Genomic DNA, 20,138 nt, shown 5'->3' with positions numbered 1-20,138 from the left:
GGTAAGGTCGTTGCCGTGCCGAAGCCGCTCAGCCTTCCCTTCGACCCCATCGCCCGCGCCGACGAACTCTGGAAGCAGCGCTGGGGAAACGTGCCGTCCATGGTCGCCATCACCTCGATCATGCGTGCCCAGCAGATCCTGCTCGCCGAGGTCGACGCGGTGGTCAAGCCCTACGGACTGACGTTCGCGCGGTACGAGGCACTGGTGCTGCTCACCTTCTCCAAGGCCGGCGAGCTGCCGATGTCGAAGATCGGCGAGCGCCTGATGGTCCACCCCACCTCCGTCACCAACACCGTCGACCGCCTGGTGCGCTCCGGCCTGGTCGACAAGCGGCCCAACCCCAACGACGGGCGCGGCACGCTCGCCACCATCACCGACAAGGGCCGCGAGGTGGTCGAGTCGGCCACCCGCGACCTGATGGCGATGGACTTCGGACTCGGTGCCTACGACTCCGAGGAGTGCGCGGAGATCTTCGCGATGCTGCGCCCGCTGCGGATCGCGGCGAGCGACTTCGACGAGGCGTAGGGCTTCTGTGACGGCCCCCCAGGGGCGCCGGAAGATCGCTCGAAACGGGTGGTTACGCTCGTAGCCATGAAAAAGAGCGTGCTGACCCGCTACCGCGTCATGGCCTACGTCACCGGTGTGCTGCTGGTCCTGCTGTGCCTGAGCATGATCGCCAAGTACGGCCTGGACGTCGACGGGGCCGCGGACTTCACCCGCGTCGTCGCCATCGCGCACGGCTGGCTCTACGTGGTCTACCTGGTCTTCGCCTTCGACCTGGGCTCCAAGGCCAAGTGGCCGGTCGGCAAGCAGCTGTGGGTCCTGCTCGCGGGGACCATCCCGACGGCCGCCTTCTTCGTGGAGCGGAAGATCAGCCACGAGCTGGAGGGCAAGGTCACCGAGCCCGCCCCGGCGCCCGTCAAGGCGTAACACCCACCGCCGTGCGACATGCGTACGGCGGTCAGCCATCGACATTTACTAGGACGTCCTAGTAAATTCGAAGGCATGGACGCTGACGCCATCGAAGAGGGCCGCCGACGCTGGCAGGCCCGGTACGACGCCGCACGTAAGCGTGAGGCCGATTTCACGACGCTCTCCGGAGACTCGGTAGAGCCTGTGTACGGGCCGCGGGCGGGTGACGCGTACGAGGGGTTCGAGCGGATCGGCTGGCCGGGGGAGTACCCCTTCACGCGCGGGCTGCATCCGACCGGCTATCGAGGGCGGACGTGGACCATCCGGCAGTTCGCCGGGTTCGGGAACGCCGAGCAGACCAACGAGCGGTACAAGATGATCCTCGCCAACGGCGGCGGGGGTCTGTCCGTGGCGTTCGACATGCCCACGCTCATGGGGCGCGACTCCGACGATCCGCGCTCGCTCGGCGAGGTCGGGCACTGCGGGGTCGCCATCGACTCGGCCGCCGACATGGAGGTCCTGTTCAAGGACATCCCGCTGGGCGATGTGACGACGTCCATGACCATCAGCGGGCCGGCCGTCCCGGTCTTCTGCATGTACCTCGTCGCCGCCGAGCGGCAGGGCGTCGACCCGGCCGTCCTCAACGGCACGCTCCAGACGGACATCTTCAAGGAGTACATCGCGCAGAAGGAGTGGCTCTTCCAGCCGGAGCCCCATCTGCGGCTGATCGGCGACCTGATGGAGTACTGCGCGACCGGGATCCCCGCCTACAAGCCGCTGTCCGTCTCCGGGTACCACATCCGTGAGGCCGGGGCGACGGCCGCGCAGGAGCTGGCGTACACGCTGGCGGACGGGTTCGGGTACGTGGAGCTGGGGCTCAGCCGCGGGATGGACGTGGACGTGTTCGCGCCCGGTCTGTCCTTCTTCTTCGACGCGCACCTCGACTTCTTCGAGGAGATCGCCAAGTTCCGTGCGGCGCGGCGGATCTGGGCGCGGTGGATGCGGGACGTGTACGGGGCGAAGACCGACAAGGCGCAGTGGTTGCGGTTCCACACGCAGACCGCGGGGGTCTCGCTGACGGCTCAGCAGCCGTACAACAACGTGGTGCGTACGGCGGTCGAGGCGCTGGCGGCGGTGCTCGGTGGGACCAACTCGCTGCACACCAACGCGCTGGACGAGACCCTCGCGCTTCCGAGTGAGCAGGCGGCGGAGATCGCGTTGCGGACCCAGCAGGTGCTCATGGAGGAGACCGGGGTCGCCAACGTGGCGGATCCGCTGGGTGGTTCGTGGTTCGTGGAGCAACTGACGGACCGGATCGAGGCGGACGCGGAGAAGATCTTCGAGCAGATCAAGGAGCGGGGGCTGCGGGCGCATCCGGACGGGCGGCACCCGATCGGGCCGATCACGTCCGGGATCCTTCGCGGGATCGAGGACGGGTGGTTCACGGGCGAGATCGCCGAGTCGGCCTTCCAGTACCAGAAGTCCCTCGAGAAGGGGGACAAGCGGGTCGTGGGTGTGAACGTCCACACGGGGTCCGTCACGGGTGACTTGGAGATCCTGCGGGTCAGCCATGAGGTGGAGCGGGATCAGGTGCGTGCGCTCGGTGGGCGGCGGGTGGCTCGGGACGAGGGGGCTGTGCGGGCTGCGTTGGACGCGATGCTGGCGGCTGCTCGGGATGGGTCGAACATGATCGGTCCGATGCTGGACGCTGCGCGGGCGGAGGCGACGCTGGGGGAGATCTGCGGGGTCTTGCGGGACGAGTGGGGGGTGTACACGGAGCCTGCTGGGTTCTGAGGCGCCGGTTGCGGTGGGCGAAGGGCGGGGCGTTGCGCAGCCCGGCGCGACGGGGTGCCGCCTCTCTTTGGGATGGGCGCCGCCCTGCGGCACGACTGCCCGCAGGCTAGGCGGGTTGGTCTGTTACGGCTGGCCCGACAAGCCCGTCAGTAGGACCTGCGTGAAGTTGTGGACCCATTCCTCGTCTGCTGGTTCTGCGCTTACCAGGGTGCGGTGGACTACCGCGCCGGCGACCATGTCGAAGATGAGGTCGACCGTGCGGGAGGACTCCGACGGGTCGGTTTCCGGGGGGAGTTCGCCTCGGGCCTGGGCTCGGGCCCGGCCCTCCAGGACCAGGCATTTCTGGCGGTCGACGATCGACGCCCGGATGCGCTCGCGCAGCGCCTCGTCGTGGATCGACTCCGCGACGACCGCCATCAGGCCGCTCTTGGTCTCCGGGCGGGCCAGGATCGCCGCGAACTGGAGGACCACGCCCTCGATGTCGGCGGCCAGGTTGCCGCGGTCGGGAAGGTGGAGTTCGTCGAAGAGTTCCGCCACGGCGTCGACGACCAGTTCGTTCTTGCCGGCCCAGCGGCGATAAAGGGTCGTCTTCGCAACCCCCGCGCGCGTGGCCACGTCTCCGAGGGAGAGCTTCGACCAGCCCAGCTCGACCAGCGCCTCCCGGGTGGCCGCGAGGATCGCGGCGTCCGCCGCGGCGCTGCGGGGGCGACCGGTGGCGCGTGGGGCGGGAGTGCGGCTCTGCATCCCCAGACCATAACCGGCGTTTCATGTGCGGCCGTGAGGGAGATCACCGGGGTGTGGTGTACCGATGGCCCCCCAAGCCATTACGCTACGACTCGTAGCGAAACCACGGGTGCGGAGTGGGGACCCCGCGCCGAACGGCACGTAGCGGGACCGGCTTTCACAAGGCTTTTCACGTACACGCGGGAACGGGGGAGGATAGACGCATGCAGCCACGGAACATGTCCATGAGCGGAGTCGTCGACCTCGCCGCGGTGAAGGCGGCCCAGGAGGCCAAGGCGAAGGCGGAGCAGGCCCGCGCCGAAGCCGCCCGGCAGGGCACCGGCACCGGTGCCGTCTCGCCCGCCGACCTGGTGATCGACGTCGACGAGGCCTCCTTCGAGCGCGACATCCTTCAGCGGTCCACCGAGGTGCCCGTCGTCATCGACTTCTGGGCCGAGTGGTGCGAGCCCTGCAAGCAGCTCAGCCCCGTCCTGGAGCGGCTCGCCGTCGAGTACGCCGGGCGCTTCGTGCTCGCCAAGATCGACGTCGACGCCAACCAGATGCTGATGCAGCAGTTCGGGATCCAGGGCATCCCGGCCGTCTTCGCGGTGGTCGCCGGACAGGCGCTGCCGCTCTTCCAGGGGGCCGCGGGCGAGGCCCAGATCCGGCAGACCCTGGACCAGTTGGTGCAGGTCGCCGAGGAGCGCTTCGGCCTGACCGGTCTCGCCGTCGACCCGGACGCCGAGCCGGGCGCGGCCCCGTCGGCTCCCGAGATCCCGGTCGGCCCCTACGACGCGTTGCTCGAAGCGGCCGTACAGGCCCTGGACGCGGGGGACTTCGGCGGTGCGATCCAGGCGTACAAGAACGTGCTGAGCGACGACCCGGGCAACCCCGAGGCCAAACTGGGGCTGGTCCAGGCCGAGTTGCTCCAGCGGGTGCAGGGTCTTGATCCGCAGCAGGTGCGCAAGGACGCGGCGGAGAGGCCGGCCGATGCCGGGGCGCAGATCGCCGCCGCCGATCTGGATCTGGTGGGCGGGCACGTCGAGGACGCCTTCGGGCGGCTGATCGAGACCGTGCGGCGCACGGCCGGCGACGACCGGGACACCGTACGACTGCGGCTGTTGGAGCTCTTCGAGGTCGTGGGGGCCGAGGACCCGCGGGTGGGCGCGGCGCGGCGGGCGTTGGCGCGCGCGCTGTTCTGAGCGGGGCGGCGGGCCGGTTCTGACCAGTCGCTAAACGCGACGCCTTGTGTTGCCCGAGTGAAAGATTTGCCGACAGCGCGTCAGAGTGGCCGCGCTTTACCAAAACTTGGTAATCGCGGCCGCTGTTACTGCGAGTAAGTAATGGGCGTCGGTCTGTCGGATTCTGTCCGTCTGTCAACTGGTTTGTCCTGGCGCCCTGGAGCACCCAGCGTCGTCGGTCGAGACCTGTGGGTCGTTGTTCGGTTATCCGGCCGTTACTAGCCAGTAACGAACCCCCTTGTGCGGGCGGCGAGAATGCACCACGATCGGCGACGCTCGGTCCATTCCCGTACTCCGACAGCCGGTCGGATCGCGGGAGTTCCTGGGTCCCCACCGAGCAGAGCAGGCGCCCCGGGTGCCGGCTCTTGGACAGGGGGGTCTTCGCCCGACGGGTGGAGCCTGTCCAGCAGGGTTGTGCGTGATGCGTGTCAGGCGCGACCAGTGGTTGTCGCTCGGGGGTGATCGCCGGTGATCGGTGCGCTGTTCAGCGCCTCCGAGCGCGGGCGCTCCCCTTCCCGAGGACGTAGCACTTCTCCCATCCCTGCCCGGCTGAGCCGACCTATGGGGCAGTCAGGGCCAGGAGATGTACGTCCGAGAAGGAGGAAATATGGAGTCCCTTGTGCGTGGCGGGACGAGATGGAAGCGGTTCGCTGTGGTCATGGTGCCCAGCGTCGCCGCTACGGCCGCGATAGGTGTCGCCCTTGCCCAGGGTGCTCTCGCCGCGTCATTCAGCGTGTCCGGCCAGCAGTTCAAGGTGTCGGCCGACTCGCTGACCGGCACCGGCTTCTCGCAGTACGGAGCCATTGACTCGGGGTACACCCTCGATGGCAAGCAGACGGCCCACCCGGTCGCGGTCTCGGCGTTCAAGTCCGCGAGCATCAAGGGCCTGTGCCAGTCCGTGGTCACCCCGGACATCCCGCTGCTGGGCAGCGTCAGCCTGATCCTGAAGGCGGGCGGCGGTGACAAGCCGGTCGAGGCCGAGAACCTGTACATCGACCTCGACGACCTGAGTGCCGACGCGACCTTCACCAACATCGACATCGGTGTTGCGGCCAAGGACGCCAGCAAGGGTCCGGGCATCCAGAAGGGCGACAAGGCGAACCCGTACGGATTCGCGCAGCAGGCCGACAAGGCCTCGCTGACCGGTGTGAAGCAGACGGCGTGGGCCACCACCGCCGGAACCTTCAAGCTCAGCGGTCTGCACATGTCGGTGTCACAGGGTGTCAAGGAGTGCTTCTAAGCACTCACTGACGGGCGGGGGAGCCGATGGCGCCCCCGCCCGTCCACTCTTCGCGGGTCTTCTTCACCGCCTGCACAACTCTCCACCACCACACCAACACCACCAGTACCAGCACCACACCACAGAAAAGCCGCACCAGGGAGCTGTTTTCCATGAGCGCCGAGACTCCTGCCGTGTCCGACGGCCAGTTCAGCCGCCGGAGGCTGCAGTTCCGCGCCTGGCGAGGCACCCGGCCGTTCTGGGCCGGCCTGTTCGTCATGCTCGCCGGAGTCCCCATCGCGTACTTCCCGTACGCGAATCTGCAGATCGGTCACCTCACGTTGGCGATGGCCACCACTGCTGGTGCCGGGTCCCTGATCATCGGTGTGCTGCTCGTCGTCCTGGGTTTCAGCCTCTGGTTCCAGAAGCACGTCCGCACCTTCGCGGGCGTCGCCTCGATCCTGCTGGGACTGGTGTCCATCCCCGTGTCCAACCTCGGCGGCTTCCTGATCGGCTTCCTGTTCGCCCTCGTCGGCGGCGCGATGGCCGTGTCGTGGGCGCCGGGCGCACCGCCCGCCGATGAGCGGGCGTACGAAGCCCCCCGGGGAACCGGAGACGCTCCCGAAGGGAACGGCGACGCTCCCCAGGGGAACGACCCGGACACCACGCTCCTCAAGCCCGTGGTGGGCGAGCCGAACGATCTGTCAGGAACGAGCCCGGCCAACGGGGCGAACGGGAGGCACAGTGCCGGCTGACGAGGTGACCCACGGGACTGACGTGGAGGAGTCCCGTGTGAGAACCGGGCCGCGGCATGCGGCACCCAAGAAGCCGCTGTTCACCAGGTTCCACATGCCGGCCGGCAAGGCGATAGCCATGGCGGCGATGCCCACGGCGGTCATCGTGGGAATGGGGTTCACGTCGAGCCTCGCGCTCGCCGACAGCAACGGCTCCTCGCCGTCGCCGACCGCCAAGAGCCTGACCGCCGACGAGTACAAGGACTGCCTCGCGGCCCTTGAGGACGAGGACGCTTCGGGATCGCCGTCGCCGTCCGCGAGCGAGTCGACCGACACGGCGACGCCGAGCCCCTCGGAGACGTCTTCCTCGGACTCCGGTTCGGGCTCGGACTCCGACCCGGGCAAGACCCCTTCGTCGGATTCGGGTTCCGACGACAAGGCCACGCCCACGCCGTCCCCGTCCAAGAGCACCAGTGACGGTTCCGGCGACTCCGGCGGCGACACCGCCACTCCGTCGCCCTCGGCGTCCGAGAGCAGCGGTGGCGGCCTGCTGGACACCATCGGCGACACGATCGGTGACATCCTCACCGGTGGCGGCTCCGACGACAGCGCCACGCCGAGCGCCACCCCGTCGGCGTCGGCGTCCCCGTCCGAGAGCGCGAGCAAGGACACCTCGTCCGACGCCGCGGGCACGGTCAAGGACACGACGGACAAGCTCACCGACACGGTGGACGACACCGTGAAGGACACGACCGACAAGGCGTCCGAGGCGGCGAAGGACGCCACCGACGCCGCCAAGGAGGCGGCCGACGAGGCCACTTCGTCCGCGAGCCCGAGCCCGTCGCCGAGTTCCTCCACGGACGCGGACGACTGCCCGACCGCCACGGACGACGAGAGCGGCGTCGACAACAAGGTGCCGGTGGCGGACGACCCCTGGTACCTGAACGCCAGCTCGCTGCTCCTCAAGGGCGCCGACTACCAGGGCGTGGTCGAGGTGAAGACGGCCAACGGCACCAAGAAGAAGGTGCTGAAGTACGTCATCTCCAGCGGCACCGACATCGGCGACCTGCACCAGACGGTCAACGACGAACAGTCCGGCAAGACCTACCACGTGCAGGCCGCCAAGGGCTCGACGTCCACGATCACCGACGGCGACACCACGATGTACACGGAGAGCATCTCCGGGAACCTGTTCGGTCTGATCCCGATCACGTTCAGCCCCGACAACCCGCCGCCGCTGAACATCCCGTTGATCTACTTCACCAACGTGAAGGTCGTCCAGGCCGCGCAGTTCGGCGGCACGCTGCACGTCCCCGGGATGCACGTCTACACCAGCTGAACATCGCCACGAGCCCGTCCGGGAGCCGCACAACACTGAGGGCGCCCCCTTCTCCAGGGGGCGCCCTCAGCGTCGTACAGGAGGCTTCAAGAGCCTTTTCGGGGGTGTCAGTTGGTGGCGCCGCCGATGTGGTGGACGCGGAGCATGTTCGTGGTGCCGGGGACGCCGGGGGGCGAGCCGGCGGTGATGATGACGATCTCGCCGGGGCTGAAGCGGTTGATCTTGGCGATCTCCTGGTCGACCATGTCGACCATCTCGTCGGTGCTGTTCACGAACGGCACGACGTGCGACTCGACGCCCCAGCTGAGCGCCAGCTGGTTGCGGGTGTTCTCGTCGGTGGTGAAGGCGATGATCGGCTGTGAGGCGCGGTAGCGGGAGAGGCGGCGCGCGGTGTCGCCGGACTGCGTGAAGGCCACCAGGCCCCGGCCGCCCAGGAAGTCCGCGATCTCGCACGCGGCACGCGCGACCGAACCGCTCTGTGTGCGCGGCTTCTTGCCGGGGACCAGGGGCTGGAGGCCCTTGCTCATCAGCTCCTGCTCGGCCGCCACGACGATCTTCGACATCGTCTTGACCGTCTCGATCGGGTACGCGCCCACGCTCGACTCGGCGGACAGCATGACCGCGTCCGCGCCGTCCAGGATCGCGTTGGCCACGTCGGAGGCCTCGGCGCGGGTGGGGCGGGAGTTGGTGATCATCGACTCCATCATCTGGGTCGCCACGATCACCGGCTTGGCGTTGCGGCGGCACAGCTCGATGAGCCGCTTCTGCACCATCGGGACCTTCTCGAGCGGGTACTCGACGGCCAGGTCGCCACGGGCGACCATCACGCCGTCGAACGCCATCACGACGTCCTCCATGTTGTCGACCGCCTGCGGCTTCTCCACCTTGGCGATGACGGGGACGCGACGGCCCTCCTCGTCCATGACCTTGTGGACGTCGGCGACGTCCTTGGCGTCCCGGACGAAGGACAGCGCGACCATGTCGCAGCCCATGCGCAGTGCGAAGCGCAGGTCCTCGACGTCCTTCTCGGACAGCGCCGGCACGTTCACCGCCGTGCCCGGGAGATTGATGCCCTTGTGGTCGGAGACGACACCGCCCTCGATGACGATCGTCTTGACCCGCGAGCCCTCGACGTCGAGGACCTTCAGCTCGACGTTGCCGTCGTTGATGAGGATCTGGTCGCCGCGCGAGACGTCGCCCGGCAGGCCCTTGTAGGTCGTGCCGCAGATGTGCTTGTCGCCCGGCACGTCCTCGGTCGTGATGACGAACTCGTCGCCGCGCTCCAGCTCCACCGGGCCCTCGGCGAAGGTCTCCAGGCGGATCTTGGGGCCCTGGAGGTCGGCGAGGACACCGATGGCCCGGCCGGTCTCCTTGGCGGCGGCACGGACCCGGTCGTACCGGCCCTGGTGCTCGGCGTGGGTGCCGTGGCTGAAGTTGAACCGGGCCACGTTCATTCCGGCCTCGATCATCGAGACCAGCATTTCGTGGGAGTCGACCGCGGGGCCGAGAGTACAGACGATTTTCGAACGGCGCATGGGACGATCCTATCGGTTTGTTTCGCTACGGAATATTCCGTCTGGCGGAAGAAACAAATGGGCGGGGCCTTGCTCAATTGCGAGGTCGGGCTCAATTGCCGGTTACCGCTCAGTCGCCCTGTCTCACCAGTGCGTAGGTCTGCGTCGCGATTTCCAGTTCTTCGTCGGTCGGCACCACGGCGACCTTCACCCGTGCGTCCTCGGGCGAGATCAGCCGCGGCTGGTCACTGCGTACGGCGTTCAGCGCGCTGTCCACCGCCGGGCCCAGGGTCTCCAGGCCCGCGACGGCCGCCTCGCGCACCGGCGCCGCGTTCTCGCCGACTCCGGCCGTGAACGCGATCGCGTCCACCGTACCGAGCACGGCGCAATAGGCGCCTATGTACTTCTTGAGGCGGTGAATGTAGATGTCGAAGGCGAGCTGTGCCCGCTCGTCGCCCTCGTCGATCCGGCGGCGTATCTCCCGCATGTCGTTGTCGCCGCACAGGCCGACGAGCCCGCTCTTCTTGTTGAGAAGAGTGTCGATTTCATCGATGGACATTCCGCCAACACGCGCCAAATGGAAGATGACGGCCGGATCGATGTCCCCCGAGCGGGTCCCCATCACGAGTCCCTCCAAAGGCGTCAGCCCCATGGAGGTGTCCACGCACTTCCCGCCCCGCACGGCGGACGCGGACGCGCCGTTGCCGAGGTGCAGCACGATCACGTTGACGTCCTCGGGCGCCTTCCCGAGCAGTTTCGCCGTCGCCCGGGAGACGTACGCGTGCGAGGTGCCGTGGAAGCCGTAGCGCCGGACGCGGTACGCGTCGGCGGTCGCCGCGTCGATCGCGTAGCGCGCCGCCGACTCCGGCATCGTGGTGTGGAAGGCGGTGTCGAAGACGGCGACCTGGGGCAGGTCGGGGCGCAGTGCCGTCGCCGTGCGGATGCCGATGAGGTTGGCGGGGTTGTGCAGCGGCGCGAGGGGGATCAGCCGCTCGATCTCGGCGAGCACGGTCTCGTCGATGACCGTCGGCTCGGTGAAGGTCCGGCCGCCGTGCACCACCCGGTGCCCGATGGCGACCAACTCCGGTGAGTCCAGCCCGAATCCGTCCCTCGCCAGTTCCTCCGAGACGGCCTTCAGGGCGGCCTCGTGATCGGCGATCGGCCCGGTCCACTCCCGTTCGGCACCGCCGGCGAGGTGCGTGTGCTTCAGCCGCGCGTTCTCCTCGCCGATCCGCTCGACCAGCCCCGCGGCCAGCCGGTCGCCGTCGCTCATGTCGAGCAGCTGGTACTTCACCGACGAGGAGCCGGAGTTGAGGACGAGGACGCGGGACGGGCTCACTGGGCGGTTGCCTTCTCGTTCGGGTTCTGGGCCTGGATCGCCGTGATGGCGACGGTGTTGACGATGTCCTGGACGAGCGCGCCCCGGGACAGGTCGTTGACCGGCTTGCGCAGCCCCTGGAGCACCGGTCCGACGGCGATCGCGCCGGCCGAACGCTGCACGGCCTTGTAGGTGTTGTTGCCGGTGTTGAGGTCCGGGAAGATCAACACGCTTGCCTGGCCTGCGACTTCGGATTCCGGCAGCTTGGTCGCGGCGACGGTCGGCTCGACGGCGGCGTCGTACTGGATCGGTCCCTCGATCCGCAGATCCGGGCGCCGCTCGCGCACCAGCTCGGTGGCCTCCCGCACCTTGTCGACGTCGGCGCCCGAGCCGGACGTACCGGTCGAGTACGACAGCATCGCGATCCGCGGCTCCACCCCGAACTGCTCGGCGGTGGCGGCCGACTGGATGGCGATGTCGGCCAACTGCTCGGCGTTCGGGTCCGGGTTCACGGCGCAGTCGCCGTACACCAGCACCTTGTCGGCGAGGCACATGAAGAAGACCGACGAGACGATGTCCGCGTCCGGCTTGGTCTTGATGATCTCGAAGGCGGGGCGGATGGTCGCGGCCGTGGAGTGCACGGAACCGGAGACCATGCCGTCCGCGTAGCCCTCCTGGACCATGAGCGTGCCGAAGTAGTTCACGTCCGAGACGACGTCGTAGGCCAGCTCGACGGTGACGCCCCGGTGGGCGCGGAAGCGGGCGTACTTCTCGGCGAAGGAGTCGCGCAGCTCGCTGGTGGCCGGGTCGATCAACTGGGTGTCGCCCAGGTCGATGCCGAGGTCGGCGGCGCGCTTGCGGATCTGGTCGAGCGGGCCGAGCAGCGTGAGGTCGCAGACCCCGCGGCGCAGCAGCACCTCGGCCGCGTGCAGGACGCGCGGTTCGGTGCCCTCGGGCAGCACGACCCGGCGCAGATCGGAGCGGGCCTGGTCGAGCAGCTTGTGCTCGAACATCATCGGCGTGACGCGGTCGCTGCTCGGGGCGGAGACGCGGCGGGTGAGGTCGGTGTTGTCGACGTACCGCTCGAAGAGGCCGAGCGCGGTCTCCGCCTTCCTGGGCGTCGCCGCGTTCAACTTCCCCTCCAGGGAGAAGAGTTCGGTGGCCGTGGTGAAGCTGTTGCCGGCCACCGAGAGCACCGGGGTGCCCGGGGCGAGGCGGGCGGCGAGGGTGAGGACCTCGTCGGTCGGCACCTCGTCCAGGGTGAGCAGGACGCCGGCTATCGGCGGGGTGCCGGCGCTGTGCGCGGCGAGCGAGCCGACGACCAGGTCGGCGCGGTCGCCCGGGGTGACGACCAGACAGCCCGGGGTCAGGGCGCCCAGGAAGTTCGGCAGCATCGCGCCGCCGAAGACGAAGTCCAGTACGTCCCGGGCGAGCCCCGACTCGTCGCCGAGCAGCACCTTGGCGCCGAGGGCCTGGCCGATCTGGGAGACCGTCGGGGCGGCGAGCGCGGGTTCGTCGGGCAGGACGTAACACGGCACCGGCAGCCGGGAGTCCAGGCTCGCGGCGATCTCGTCCCGGTCCTCCCTGGCCACCCGGTTGGTCACCATGGCCAGGACGTCGCAGCCCAGGCTCGCGTAGGCCCGGTAGGCGTTGCGCGTCTCGGCGAGCACGGACTCGGCGTTCTGCTTGCGGCCGCCGACCACGGGGATCACGGACGCCCCGAACTCGTTGGCGAGGCGGGCGTTGAGGGAGAGCTCGTCCGGGAGCTGGGTGTCGGCGAAGTCGGTGCCGAGGACGAGGACGACGTCGTAGTCGCGGGCGACGGCGTGGAAGCGGTCGACGAGGGTCGACACCAGTTCGTCGGTGCCCTGCTCGGCCTGGCGGGCGGACGCCTCGTGGTAGTCCATGCCGTAGACCGTGGTCGGGTCCTGGGAGAGCCGGTAGCGGGCGCGCAGCAGCTCGAACAGGCGGTCCGGGATGTGGTGGACGAGCGGTCGGAACACCCCGACCCGGTCGACCTGCCGGGTCAGGAGCTCCATCACTCCCAGCTCGACGACCTGGCGGCCGTCGCCGCGGTCGATCCCGGTCACGTACACGCTGCGGGTCACGCGTGCTCTCCGTTCGGTCTTTCGTGGGGCACAAAAATCGCCCACCGAGGTGAGCAGAACCTTCTTGACGGTACCCGTAACGGGGGATAAGGCGCCCGTCGGACCTCCGGGCCCGTCCGGACAACCCGATAGGGCCAATCGGGTCATACATACCAGAAGCGACACCGTCCTGCCGGGCATGAAAGAATCGGACCGGCTCACCGGTATCGACGACACCGAGCAGGAGACACAGCACGATGCGCATCGGAGTTCTCACCGCAGGCGGCGACTGCCCTGGTCTGAACGCCGTGATCAGGTCGGTCGTGCACCGAGCGGTCACCACGTACGGCGACGAGGTCATCGGCTTCGAGGACGGTTACGCCGGCCTGCTCGACAGCCACTACCGCACCCTCGACCTCGACGCGGTCAGCGGCATCCTGGCCCGCGGCGGCACGATCCTCGGCTCCTCCCGCCTCGAGCGCGACCGGCTGCGCGAGGCCTGCGAGAACGTGGCGGACATCGCGCGCGACTTCGGCATCGACGTACTGATCCCGATCGGCGGCGAGGGCACGCTGACGGCGGCGCGCATGCTGCACGACGCGGGTCTGCCGGTGGTCGGCGTGCCGAAGACGATCGACAACGACATCTCCTCCACGGACCGCACCTTCGGCTTCGACACCGCGGTCGGCGTCGCCACGGAGGCGATGGACCGCCTCAAGACGACCGCCGAGTCCCACCAGCGCGTGATGGTCGTCGAGGTCATGGGCCGGCACGCCGGCTGGATCGCCCTGGAGTCCGGCATGGCGGCCGGCGCCCACGGCATCTGCCTGCCCGAGCGCCCCTTCGACCCGGCCGACCTGGTCAAGATGGTCGAGGAGCGCTTCGCCCGCGGCAAGAAGTTCGCGGTGGTCTGCGTGGCCGAGGGCGCGCACCCCGCCGAGGGCTCCATGGACTACGGCAAGGGCGACATCGACCAGTTCGGCCACGAGCGCTTCCAGGGCATCGGTACGGCGCTCGCGTACGAGCTGGAGCGCCGTCTCGGCAAGGAGGCCAAGCCGGTCATCCTGGGCCATGTGCAGCGCGGCGGTGTCCCCACGGCCTACGACCGCGTCCTCGCCACCCGCTTCGGCTGGCACGCCGTGGAGGCGGCGCACCGGGGCGACTTCGGCAAGATGACGGCGCTGCGCGGGACGGACATCGAGATGGTGCCGCTCGCGGAGGCGGTGACCGAGCTGAAGACGGTGCCGAAGGACCGGATGGACGAGGCGGAGTCGGTCTTCTAGGAACTGCCGGTCTCTCAGGAGCTGTTGTCCTGGACCGCGGCCCAGAAGTGGTCGACGATCCGGTCCAGGTAGGCGCGGCCGGAGTCGAGTGCCGTGCCGGCCGAAGCGCCCTCGCCCCAGTTCAGCGAGGCGACCATCTGCCCCTGGTAGTCCTGGTGGAGCTCCTGGAGGACGTCCTCCAGGAGGCGCCGGTCCAGCGGCACCAGCTTGGTCACCTGCCGGACGTACGCCTGCCAGCGCGTGGTCGCGGCACTGCGGAGCAGCTCGGCGAGCCTGGCCTCACGGCCGGTGACCGCGACGAAGTCCGGGATCGAGAGGTCGAGCACCTCGGCGAGGGCCGCGGACTGACGGTCGCCGCCGCGCCAGGTGTTCTCCTCCTCCATCTGGAGATACGCCCGCAGTTCGAGCCCGACGGCCCGCGCCACGTCCTCCGGGGCGAGCGCCCGGGCGATCCGGTGCTCGCCCAACGTTCTTGGTCTCCCGATGAGTTCACCGAGGGAACACCACAACACGCCCGCGAGGGCGGTGAGTTCGGGACTGCTGGGCGCGGTCAGTCCCCGCTCCCAGGCGACGACGAGATCCGGGGTGACGTAGGGCAGCCCGTACGAGGTACGCAGCCCGTAGGCGACATGCTCGGGCCCCATGTTCAGCGCGGACCGCAGCCGACGGGCGGCGGGGGCGTTGAAGGGCGGAGCCGAGGAGCTTGGCTGATTCGGCGGGTTCGGGTGGGCCGGGGGTTGGTGCACGGGGCACAAAATAGGGGTCCCTGGGTGCGGTGACTACGGTCCGTTCGGCCAGGAATACGGATTGTAGGAACGTACGGATCCGGCCAGAGAGGGGTCGGGCCGGGCAGTGGTGGCTCAAGGCGGGCGGCGATGAATATGCCGATCTACCTTGCCTTTTGCGCTTGACGGCCGTGAGGGGCGAGGTCGGCTTCGAAGGCGTGTGCGTCAAGGCGGAGCTGACGTGTGGGGATTTGGGGGTCCTGCGCGGGCGGCGCAATCCATACGGGTGGTTGACGAATCAACCGCCGAGACGCAGCCTATTCGACTGGCTGCCCGAGCAGAGTTGGTACGTCGGTGACTTGAGGGTGTCCCCGGTGCAGCGTTCATCGGGACCTCCGAGCACGGGGTGCTCGGCACGCGGTGGATCTACGACGGTGTTCACGATCCGGTCGTGATGGTGCAGTTGGGAGCCCTGCTGCGCGGTGAGGCCGTGCCGCAGCAGCAGAGCCGGAGTCATGCTCCTGATCCGACCGTTGTCGTCGACGGGATCGGTGCCGGGCCCGGTGACCCGCTCGATGTTCGGGTCAACCGCGTACTGCGCTCGGCCGAGGCCCCGCAGGGCTCGTCCGGGCGGCTCGTCGCCGGGTGGAACTGGCCGGACGGGACGCCGGCGCGGGGCGTACTCGCTGCCGTGGCACCGCAGTAGGGCCCCTGCCCCCCGGTCAATCGGCCGGCTGCCACAGCTCCAGTCGGTTGCCCTCGGGATCCGTGACCCAGCCGAAGCGGCCCACGCCCTCCATGTCCTGTGTCTCGTCGGAGACGTCCGCGCCCTTGGCGCGGAGTTGCGTGAGCATCGCGTCCAGGTCGCGGACCCGGAAGTTGAGCATGGTCTGCTGGGTGGGGGAGCCGAAGTAGTCGGTCTTGGGCTCGAAGGTCGCGAAGACCGTCGGGCCGGGGTCCTGGTGCCAGAGGCCGTGTTCGTCGGTGTCCAGGCCGAGGCAGTCGCGATACCAGGCGGTCAGAGCCTCCGGGTCCGTGGCCCGCAGGAAGTAGCCGCCGATTCCGAGTACACGTTCCATGGCGCCATCCTGCCCCAGGCCGGGCGGGTTCGCTCAGCCCTTGACGGCACCCCCCAGCGCGAAGCCGCCGCCCAGCCGTCGGGCGATCAGCACGTACAGCAGGATCACCGGCGTCGAGTAGACGACCGAGAACGCGGCCAGCTGCCCGTACGCCACCATTCCGCGGTTGCCGAAGAACTCGTTGATGCTCACGCTCGCCGGCATCTGGTCCGGGGTGAGCAGCAGCATGAAGGGGACGAAGAAGTTCCCCCACATCATGACGAAGGAGAAGATCGTCACGACCGCCACACCGGGGCCCATGAGGGGCAGGACGATGCGGATCAGGGACTGGAAGGCGGAGGCGCCGTCCGTCCAGGCCGCCTCCTCCAACTCCTTCGGGACGCCGTCCATGAAGTTCTTCATCAGCCAGATGGCGAAGGGGAGTTGGGAGGCGGCGAAGAAGAGGATCGTGCCCTGCATGGTGTCGATCAGGTTCACCTGCACGAAGAGTGCGTAGACCGGGACCATGATCGCCGTGATCGGCAGGCTCGTGGTGAACAGGATCGTCAGGAGGAAGGGCCGGTTGAGGCGGGACTTGAAGCGGGACAGGGGGTAGGCGGCCAGGGCCGCGCAGACCACCGTCAGCAGGGTCGCGCCGCCGCACAGGATGAGACTGTTGAGCAGCGGCGTGAAGGTGATGTCCTGCGTGAGGATCGCGTCGAAGTTGCCGAAGGTGAGGCCGTCGGGAGCCTTCACCCTGAGGTTCGCGTGCGGGTCCACCGAGGACAGGACGACCCAGATCAGCGGCAGCGCGAACGCGGCGGCGGCCACCAGGAGCCCCACGTCCGCGGCCAACCGCCGGGTTGTCCTGCGGTCGGCCAGGCGGGCGGAGCGGGGGAGTGTCCTTGAGAGTGCCATGCGGGTCAGACCTCCGTCCGCAGCAGTCGTACGTAGACGAGCGAGAACAGCGCGCCGACCACCAGCAGCAGCAACGCCACCGCAGTGCCGTAGCCGATCATGCTGTTCTGGAAGGCCTGTTCGTACATGAACAGGGGGAGCGTCTGGCTCTTGTCGCCCGGGCCGCCCCTCGTCATCACCCAGATCAGTCCGAAGACCGACAGGGTCTGGAGGGTGTTGAGCATCAGGTTCGTGCCGATGGAGCGGCGGATCATCGGGAGCGTGATGTGCCACATGCGGCGCCAGCCGCCCGCGCCGTCGACCTCGGCGGCCTCCGTGATCTCCTTCGGGATCTCGTTGAGCGCGGCCGTGTAGACCAGCATCGAGAAGGCCGTGCCGCGCCAGACGTTGGCGAAGGACACCGCGAGGATCGGGAGGGTGAACAGCCAGTTCTGGGACGGGAGATGGAGCCAGTCCAGGATGGCGTTCAGAGTGCCCTCGCGCCGGAAGAAGGCGTAGAGGAGGAAGCCCGCCACGACTTCGGGCAGGACCCACGCCGTGATCACGATCCCGCCGACGAGCGTGCGGATCGGCTTCGACGCGCGCTGCATGAGGGTGGCGAGCGCCAGGCCGAGCGTGTTCTGCCCGATCAGCGAGGACAGGACCGTGAACACCAGCGTCAGCCATACGGCGTTGAGGAACTCCTCGTCCTGGAAGGCCGCGCGGAAGTTCGCGAGGCCGACGAAGGAGGAGTGGGCCTGGCCGGTCAACTGGAGGTCGGTGAAGGCGATGTAGGCGCAGTAGCCGATCGGTCCCGCGAGGAAGAGCAGCAGGAGGATCACGGCGGGGGAGAGGGGGAGGAAGCGGGCCAGGGTGCGCGTGCGCGGGCGGCGCTGCGGGTCGGGTGTGCGGGGCGCCGGGCCCGGGGGGACTTTCGTCACGCCCGGGCCCGCCTGCTGCGGTGCGGTGGTCATCGGCGGTCGCCGCTCACTTCTCGATCACCTGGTTGTCGGTGGCCGACTTGAGATCGTCGTCGTACGAACTCGCCGCCTTCTCCACCGACGAGTCACCCGTCGTCACGGCCTCCATCGCCTCCTGGACGGCCGTGGAGACCTTCGGGTACGCGGGGTACGCCGGCCGGTAGTGCGTGCTCGCCACCAGGTCCGTGAAGAACTTGATGCCGGGCTGCGCGGTGGCGTACGAGGGGTCGCCCGCGACGTCCTTGCGGACCGCGATACCGGAGTTGGCGATGTACCACTTCTGGGCGTTCGCCTTGGTCTGCATGGTCTTGATGAAGTCGAAGGCGAGGTCGGGGTTGCCGGCCTTGGCCGGGACCGACCAGGTCCAGCCGCCGGACATGCTCACCTTGCCGGGCGCCTGGCCGTGCTGGGTGGGCATCGCGGCGAGGCCCAGCTTCTCGGACCACTCGGGCCATTCGTGGCCACTGCCCGGCAGCCAGTCCTGCGGCAGCCACGAGCCGTCGAGGTCGATGCCGAGCTTGCCCTTGGGCAGCAGTTCACCGCGGACCTGGGTGCCGAAGTTGGGGTCGAGGGCGTCGGAGACGTCCGGGCCGAGCTTCTCCTTGAAGACCGTCTCGACGAACTGAAGGGAGTCCTTGAACCCCTGGCTGCCGGCCACCCACTTCTTCGTCGCCTTGTCGTACAGCGGGTCCGTCTTGCCGTCGTTCGTGCCGTACAGCAGCATCTCGAAGGTCTGCATGGTGGACGCCTCGCCGGCCGGCTTGCCGGTGTAGACGTTGAGCGGGGTGACCCCGGGGACCTTCTCCTTGATCGTGCGGGCCGCGGCGAGCACGTCGTCCCACGTCTTGGGCTGCCAGGTCGCGGGCAGGCCCGCCTTCTTGAAGATGGCCTTGTCGTACCAGAGGCCCCGGGTGTCGGTGCCGTCCGGGACGCCGTACGTCTTGCCGTCCTCGCCCTGCGCGGCGGCCTTCGCGGTGTCGATGAACTGGTTCCAGTCCGGCCACTTGGCGAGGTAGCTGTCGAGCGGCTTCAGGTACCCGCTGGTGATGTCCGAGTTGATGAGGAAGGTGTCCTCGTAGACCAGGTCGGGGGCGGTCTTGGGGGAGCGGAGCATCTGCTGGAGCTTGGTGTAGTACTCCGAGTCCGGGGCCTTGATCGGGACGAGTTCGACCTTCTTGCCGGGGTTCTCCTTCTCGAACTGCTTCTTGATGTCCCCGAGGAAGTCGTCCATCACATGGATCGAGTTGTCGGTGGACTGTTTGAAGGAGATCTTCACGGTGTCCGGGTCACTCCCGGACCCGCTGCCACAGGCGGTGAGGCCGGTGGCGGCGACGGCGAGCGTGAGAAGAACGGTGAGCTGGGGGCGGACGGCGGTGGGGCGCACGGGACGACCTCCTACGGGCATGACTACGTTGTCGGCCGAGTTGGTTGCCCGCGAACGTAAGAGGAATGGTCTAGTCAGGTCAATGACCGTGCGGGTCACGTCTTGGTCGACGAGGGTTCTAACGCGTACGAACCCACCGATAAACCAGCTCGGGCCTTCCCACCTGGCCATACAACGGACTGCGCCCCGCCCGCCCCGCCTCCACCAGGTGCTCCAGATACCGCCTGGCGGTGATCCGCGAGATGCCCACCGCCACGGCGACCCCCGCTGCGGTCAGCCCCTCCTCGGCCTCCCGCAGCGCCCCGGTCACCCGCTCCAGGGTCGGCCCGCTCAGCCCCTTCGGCAGCGCGGCCGGTGAGGGCGCCCGCAGGGTCGCCAGCGCCCGGTCCACCTCGTCCTGGCCGCTCGCCTCGCCTGCGGCCCCCCGGAACTCCGCGTACCGCACGAGCCGGTCCCGCAGGGTCGCGAAGGTGAACGGCTTCAGCACGTACTGCACGACCCCCAGCGAGACCCCCTCCCGCACCACGGTCAGGTCCCGTGCCGAGGTCACCGCTATCACGTCCGCGTGATGACCGGCGGCCCGCAGCGACCGCGCGAACTGCAGCCCGTGCACATCGGGCAGATGCAGGTCGAGCAGGAGCAGATCCACCGGCGTACGGTCCAGCAGACGCCGCGCCTCCGCGCCGGTGTGCGCCTTGCCGACCGCCGCGAAGCCCGGCACCCGCCCGACGTACATGACATGCGCGTCCGCGGCCACGGGGTCGTCCTCGACGACCAGCACGCGGATCGGGTCGGCGGCGGGGCCCGTCATGCCGTGCCTCCCGGCCCACGCGAGGCCCGAACCGACGGGGATGCCGAGGGCGTGCCTTCTTGGGCCGCGGCCGCCGAGGTGACGACCGCCCGGTCGGCGGCTCCTCGGGTACGGGCTTC

General features: G+C 68.9%; 19 protein-coding genes and 1 pseudogene. 9 read left to right on the top strand and 11 right to left on the bottom strand.

Annotated features, from left to right (window positions below; all coding sequences use genetic code 11):
• Positions 1–15: 15 nt before the first annotated feature.
• From ACWD5F_RS38890 to ACWD5F_RS38880, 3 genes are all read left to right on the top strand, one after another.
• A complete protein-coding gene (locus ACWD5F_RS38890; RefSeq protein WP_401728794.1) occupies positions 16–525 on the top strand; it encodes a MarR family winged helix-turn-helix transcriptional regulator in 510 nt (169 codons plus the stop codon).
• A 66-nt stretch (positions 526–591) separates the two neighbouring features.
• Positions 592–930 (top strand): DUF3817 domain-containing protein, encoded by a 339-nt coding sequence (locus ACWD5F_RS38885; protein ID WP_451260990.1) that lies wholly within the window; start codon positions 592–594, stop codon positions 928–930.
• Positions 931–1,005: 75 nt separating this feature from the next.
• The gene (locus tag ACWD5F_RS38880) at positions 1,006–2,706 is read left to right on the top strand and encodes an acyl-CoA mutase large subunit family protein (RefSeq protein ID WP_451260989.1); all 1,701 of its coding nucleotides are present in this window, start codon (positions 1,006–1,008) and stop codon (positions 2,704–2,706) included.
• Positions 2,707–2,829: 123 nt separating this feature from the next.
• On the opposite strand, the gene ACWD5F_RS38875 is transcribed toward ACWD5F_RS38880, so the two are convergent.
• Positions 2,830–3,450: a TetR/AcrR family transcriptional regulator gene (locus tag ACWD5F_RS38875; protein WP_451260988.1), complete on the bottom strand. Its 621-nt coding sequence runs from the start codon at positions 3,448–3,450 to the stop codon at positions 2,830–2,832.
• Between the two features lie 203 nt (positions 3,451–3,653).
• Here ACWD5F_RS38875 and ACWD5F_RS38870 point away from each other — a divergent pair, with 203 nt between their 5' ends.
• Both ACWD5F_RS38870 and ACWD5F_RS38865 read left to right on the top strand, forming a co-directional pair.
• Positions 3,654–4,631, top strand: coding sequence for a tetratricopeptide repeat protein (locus tag ACWD5F_RS38870; RefSeq protein WP_451260987.1), 978 nt, complete (start codon positions 3,654–3,656; stop codon positions 4,629–4,631).
• 646 nt (positions 4,632–5,277) lie between these two features.
• Positions 5,278–5,910: a DUF6230 family protein gene (locus tag ACWD5F_RS38865; RefSeq protein ID WP_451260986.1), complete on the top strand. Its 633-nt coding sequence runs from the start codon at positions 5,278–5,280 to the stop codon at positions 5,908–5,910.
• 4 nt (positions 5,911–5,914) lie between these two features.
• Here ACWD5F_RS38865 and ACWD5F_RS38860 read toward each other — a convergent pair whose 3' ends face one another.
• Positions 5,915–6,064 (bottom strand): hypothetical protein, encoded by a 150-nt coding sequence (locus ACWD5F_RS38860; protein ID WP_450357109.1) that lies wholly within the window; start codon positions 6,062–6,064, stop codon positions 5,915–5,917.
• On the opposite strand from ACWD5F_RS38860, the gene ACWD5F_RS38855 reads away from it, so the two are divergent.
• Entirely contained in the window at positions 6,063–6,644 is a 582-nt protein-coding gene (locus ACWD5F_RS38855; protein ID WP_451260985.1) for a DUF6114 domain-containing protein, read from the top strand. The genes ACWD5F_RS38860 and ACWD5F_RS38855 overlap by 2 nt on opposite strands.
• A complete protein-coding gene (locus ACWD5F_RS38850) occupies positions 6,634–7,962 on the top strand; it encodes a hypothetical protein (RefSeq protein ID WP_451260984.1) in 1,329 nt (442 codons plus the stop codon). Before ACWD5F_RS38855 ends, ACWD5F_RS38850 begins: the two co-directional genes overlap by 11 nt.
• Positions 7,963–8,069: 107 nt before the next feature.
• Here the strand turns inward: ACWD5F_RS38850 and pyk are convergent, their stop codons facing one another.
• The 3 genes from pyk to pta all read right to left on the bottom strand — a co-directional run bounded on the left by pyk (position 8,070) and on the right by pta (position 12,902).
• Positions 8,070–9,497 (bottom strand): pyruvate kinase, encoded by a 1,428-nt coding sequence (gene pyk / locus ACWD5F_RS38845; protein ID WP_451260983.1) that lies wholly within the window; start codon positions 9,495–9,497, stop codon positions 8,070–8,072.
• Between the two features lie 109 nt (positions 9,498–9,606).
• On the bottom strand, positions 9,607–10,815 hold the full coding sequence (locus ACWD5F_RS38840; RefSeq protein WP_451260982.1) for an acetate kinase: 1,209 nt from the start codon (positions 10,813–10,815) through the stop codon (positions 9,607–9,609).
• On the bottom strand, positions 10,812–12,902 hold the full coding sequence (gene pta, locus ACWD5F_RS38835; protein ID WP_451260981.1) for a phosphate acetyltransferase: 2,091 nt from the start codon (positions 12,900–12,902) through the stop codon (positions 10,812–10,814). The genes ACWD5F_RS38840 and pta overlap by 4 nt, the downstream gene beginning before the upstream one ends.
• A gap of 236 nt (positions 12,903–13,138) precedes the next feature.
• On the opposite strand from pta, the gene ACWD5F_RS38830 reads away from it, so the two are divergent.
• Positions 13,139–14,164 carry an ATP-dependent 6-phosphofructokinase gene (locus ACWD5F_RS38830; protein ID WP_123997670.1) on the top strand — a complete coding sequence of 342 codons (1,026 nt, stop codon included), beginning with the start codon at positions 13,139–13,141 and terminating at the stop codon, positions 14,162–14,164.
• Between the two features lie 14 nt (positions 14,165–14,178).
• On the opposite strand, the gene ACWD5F_RS38825 is transcribed toward ACWD5F_RS38830, so the two are convergent.
• The gene (locus tag ACWD5F_RS38825) at positions 14,179–14,910 is read right to left on the bottom strand and encodes a helix-turn-helix domain-containing protein (protein WP_451260980.1); all 732 of its coding nucleotides are present in this window, start codon (positions 14,908–14,910) and stop codon (positions 14,179–14,181) included.
• Positions 14,911–15,247: 337 nt separating this feature from the next.
• Here ACWD5F_RS38825 and ACWD5F_RS38820 point away from each other — a divergent pair.
• Positions 15,248–15,595, top strand: a pseudogene (locus tag ACWD5F_RS38820) (maltokinase N-terminal cap-like domain-containing protein); the annotation flags it as partial.
• 16 nt (positions 15,596–15,611) lie between these two features.
• On the opposite strand, the gene ACWD5F_RS38815 reads toward ACWD5F_RS38820, so the two are convergent.
• From ACWD5F_RS38815 to ACWD5F_RS38795, 5 genes are all read right to left on the bottom strand, one after another.
• Positions 15,612–15,968, bottom strand: a complete 357-nt coding sequence (locus tag ACWD5F_RS38815) for a VOC family protein (protein ID WP_451260979.1) — start codon at positions 15,966–15,968, stop codon at positions 15,612–15,614.
• A gap of 33 nt (positions 15,969–16,001) precedes the next feature.
• Positions 16,002–16,865 (bottom strand): carbohydrate ABC transporter permease, encoded by an 864-nt coding sequence (locus ACWD5F_RS38810; RefSeq protein WP_451260978.1) that lies wholly within the window; start codon positions 16,863–16,865, stop codon positions 16,002–16,004.
• A 5-nt stretch (positions 16,866–16,870) separates the two neighbouring features.
• Complete coding sequence (locus ACWD5F_RS38805) at positions 16,871–17,818, bottom strand: carbohydrate ABC transporter permease (RefSeq protein WP_401728762.1); 948 nt, start codon at positions 17,816–17,818, stop codon at positions 16,871–16,873.
• Between the two features lie 13 nt (positions 17,819–17,831).
• Positions 17,832–19,229 (bottom strand): extracellular solute-binding protein, encoded by a 1,398-nt coding sequence (locus tag ACWD5F_RS38800; protein ID WP_451260977.1) that lies wholly within the window; start codon positions 19,227–19,229, stop codon positions 17,832–17,834.
• Positions 19,230–19,326: 97 nt separating this feature from the next.
• Positions 19,327–20,019, bottom strand: a complete 693-nt coding sequence (locus ACWD5F_RS38795) for a response regulator (RefSeq protein WP_451260976.1) — start codon at positions 20,017–20,019, stop codon at positions 19,327–19,329.
• Positions 20,020–20,138 lie beyond the last annotated feature (119 nt).

Source organism: Streptomyces sp. NPDC002499 (assembly GCF_053595415.1).
The sequence above is the reverse complement of the archived record's forward strand: the minus strand, read 5'-3'. Positions and strand labels throughout refer to the sequence as shown.